Below are 3,217 nucleotides of genomic sequence, written 5' to 3'. Positions count from 1 at the left end.
CCGGCCAGGCGGCCCGGGTCGCGCGCTCGTCCTGCGGGGACACCCCGGACCGTCCCCACTCCCCTCGGCCGTGGGCGGGTTGCCGGAGCGCCCCGTGGGGTTGGGGCAGCCAGGAGGGGCTCGGCCGTGGGCGGGTTGCCGAGCGTCACGTGGGGTTGAGCCAGGCAGGAGGGGCTCGGCCGTGGGCACGCTGCCGGAGCGCCCCGTGGGGTTGGGGCAGGCAGAGGGGCTCGGCCGTGGGCGGGCTGCCGGAGCGCCACGTGGGGTTGGGCAGGCAGGAGGGGCTCGGCCGTGGGCGGGTTGCCGAGCGTCACGTGGGGTTGAGCCAGGCAGGAGGGGCTCGGCCGTGGGCGGGTTGCCGGAGCGCTGCCGTGGGGTGGGGACACGCAGGAGGGTCCCCGCAGGACGAGCGCGCGACCAGGGCCGTCTTGCCGAGACAGGGCAGCACGCGCCGAGCCGAGGAGATCCTCGTGCGGGGCACCGCCCCACCCTGCACACCCCCGCCCCGCCGCACTCCGGCACAGCGCACCGCCGAGCATCCCCGCAGGGGCACCGCACCGCCCCACCCTGCACACCCCCGCCCCGCCGCACTCCGGCACAGTGCACCGCCGAGCATCCCCGCAGGGGCACCGCACCGCCCCACCCCGCCCCGCCGCACTCCGGCACAGCGCACCACCGAGCACCCCCCGCAGGGGGCACCGCCGAGCACCCCAGAGCAGGAAGAGCGGCTGGACGAGGAGCAGTTGGCGGTGGCGGACGTGCTGCTGGGGGCGCCTAGGCTGCGGGGATGATCCGTAGGGCTGAAGTCACCGATGTTCCTGTCGTCTGCGAGATGATCCGCGAGCTCGCGGAGTACGAGAGGGTGCCGCACGAGGCGCGCGCCACCGAGGAGCAGTTGCGGGAGGCGCTGTTCGGGGAGCAGCCGGCGGTGTTCGCGCACGTCGCGGAGGGGGAGGGCGGGGAGGTCGTCGGGTTCGCGGTGTGGTTCCTCTCCTTCTCGACGTGGCGCGGGGTGCACGGGATCTATCTGGAGGACCTGTACGTACGTCCGGGCGTGCGGGGTGGTGGTCATGGCAAGGCGCTGTTGCGGGAGTTGGCGCGTACGTGCGTCGAGCGCGGTTACGAGCGGCTGGAGTGGTCGGTCCTGAACTGGAACGCGCCGACGATCGCCTTCTACGAGTCCCTGGGCGCCCGGCCGCAGGAGGAGTGGTCGGTGTACCGGCTGACGGACGGGGCGCTGGCGGAGCTCGGGACCCCCTAGGGTTCGAGTACGACCTTGCCGGTGGTGGCGCGGGTTTCCAGGGCGTGGTGGGCGGCGGCGGCCTCGGCGAGCGGGTAGCGGGTCAGGGCCGGGCGCAGTCGGCCGGTGGCGGCTTCGGCGAGGGCGCGGGTCTCCAGGAGGCGCAGGGGGTCGTCGCCGCCGGCGCGCCGGAGCATGACGGGGCCGAGTACGCCCTGGGTGGTGATGCCGCGGGCGGTGAGGGCGGCGCGTTCGGTGTCGGTCAGGTCGAGGGGGCCGCCGGACCAGCCGAAGACGAGGTGCTGTGCGCCGGGGGCGAGCAGAGCGAGGGCGGTGCGGGCGATGTCGCCGCCCACGGAGTCGAAGAGGACGGTGGCGCCGCCGGGGTGGTGGGCGCGGACGGCTTCGGGCCAGGTGGGGTCGGTGTGGTCGAGGGCGAGGTCGGCGCCGTTCGCGGTGGCCAGGGCGGTCTTGGCGGCTCCGCCGGCGAGGGCGACGACGGTGGCGCCGGCGTTCTTCGCGTACTGGACGAGCAGGGTGCCGATGCCGCCCGCGGCGGCGGTGACGAGGGCGACGGAGCCGGGTCCGAGGTCGGCGAACTGGAGGATCCCGAGGGTGGTGCGGCCGGTGCCGATCATGGCGACGGCCTGGGCGGCGTCGAGGCCCTCGGGTACGGGGTGCAGGCGGGTGGCGTCGGCGACGGCGTACTCGGCGTATCCGCCGGGGGCGAAGCCGAGGTGGACGACGACGTGGCGGCCGAGCCAGGCGGGGTCGGTGCCGGGGCCGAGGGCGTCGACGGTGCCGGCGACCTCGCGGCCGGGGACGGTGGGGAGGTCGGGGAGCGGAGCGGGCGGGCCCTGGATGCCCTGGCGGAGCGAGGTGTCGAGGAGGTGGACGCCGGCGGCTGCGACGGCGATGCGGACCTGGCCGGGGGCGGGTACGGGGCGGTCCGTGCGTTCGTAGGTGAGGTTCTCGGCGGGGCCGAAGGCGTGGAGGCGGACGGCGTTCATGGTGGCGTGCGGGTCGGTGGGCATGGGGTCAGCCTGTGACCTCGAGTTCGGTTGAGGTCAAGGGCCGGACCGGGCCGTTGTCGGTGCCGTCGGCCACGATGGGGGCATGGTGCGAAACGGGCGGCAGCAGTCGGTGAAGGCGGCGCGCAGGCCGGAGCTCAGGCTGCCGGACCTGGCGCCCTGGGAAGGGCGGGAGCTGGAGGCGGACGGGGACTACGACGGGCTGGAGTTCGCGGACCTGGACCTGGCGGGCCAGGAGGGGGTGGGTGCCCGGTTCATGGACTGCGCGGTGCGGCGCTGTGCGCTGGACGAGGCGGGGCTGGCGAAGGCGCGGATCCTGGATTCGGTGCTGGAGGGGGTCCGCGGGGTGGGGACCGACCTGTCGGGGGCGTCGCTGCGGGACGTGGAGCTGGTGGACGCCCGCCTGGGCGGGGTGCAGCTGCACGGGGCGGGGCTGGAGCGGGTGGTGGTCCGGGGCGGCAAGATCGATTACCTGAACCTGCGGAAGGCGCGGCTGCGGGACGTGGTGTTCGAGGGGTGCGTGCTGGTGGAAGCGGACTTCGGGGGTGCGGTGCTGGAGCGGGTGGAGTTCCGGGACTGCGCGCTCCGTGGGGTGGACTTCTCGGGGGTGCGGATGGCGGACGTGGACCTGCGGGAGGCCGCCGTGCTGGAGATCGCGCGGGGGGTGGACGCGCTGGCCGGGGCGGTGATCAGCCCGGCGCAGCTGTTCGATCTGGCCCCGGCGCTGGCTTCCCAGCTGGGGGTGCGGGTGCTTGCGTAGCGGGGCCGTGGGTGGCGCGGGTGCGGCGCCGTCGCGGGGCCGTGCCGTGGTTCGGGTGCGGCGCCGTCGCGGGGGCGCTGCCCCCGGTCCCTCCAGCGCCGGTGGGGCTGGGGCGGGCCGGCGGGGCTGATCGCTGCCGGCGGGAGTGTGGCGAATGGCCGAGTGCGGGGGTGGTCGGGCGGGCGG

Annotated in this window: 3 protein-coding genes; 2 read left to right on the top strand and 1 reads right to left on the bottom strand. The window is 75.8% G+C overall.

All coding sequences use genetic code 11. From position 1 onward, the window contains the following. Positions 1-787: 787 nt before the first annotated feature. Entirely contained in the window at positions 788-1,261 is a 474-nt protein-coding gene (locus IH80_RS0138090; protein ID WP_030966490.1) for a GNAT family N-acetyltransferase, read from the top strand. Here the strand turns inward: IH80_RS0138090 and IH80_RS0138085 are convergent. Then, positions 1,258-2,250, bottom strand: coding sequence for a zinc-binding dehydrogenase (locus IH80_RS0138085; RefSeq protein ID WP_030966489.1), 993 nt, complete (start codon positions 2,248-2,250; stop codon positions 1,258-1,260). The genes IH80_RS0138090 and IH80_RS0138085 overlap by 4 nt on opposite strands. A 106-nt stretch (positions 2,251-2,356) precedes the next feature. Here IH80_RS0138085 and IH80_RS0138080 point away from each other — a divergent pair, with 106 nt between their 5' ends. Continuing rightward, complete coding sequence (locus IH80_RS0138080; protein WP_078906977.1) at positions 2,357-3,031, top strand: pentapeptide repeat-containing protein; 675 nt, start codon at positions 2,357-2,359, stop codon at positions 3,029-3,031. The last annotated feature ends 186 nt before the right edge of the window (positions 3,032-3,217 follow it).

Source organism: Streptomyces sp. NRRL S-378, from assembly GCF_000720645.1.
Classification (GTDB): Bacteria; Actinomycetota; Actinomycetes; order Streptomycetales; family Streptomycetaceae; genus Streptomyces.
Note: the sequence above shows the minus strand (reverse complement) of the source record. Positions and strands in the feature narration are given on the sequence as shown.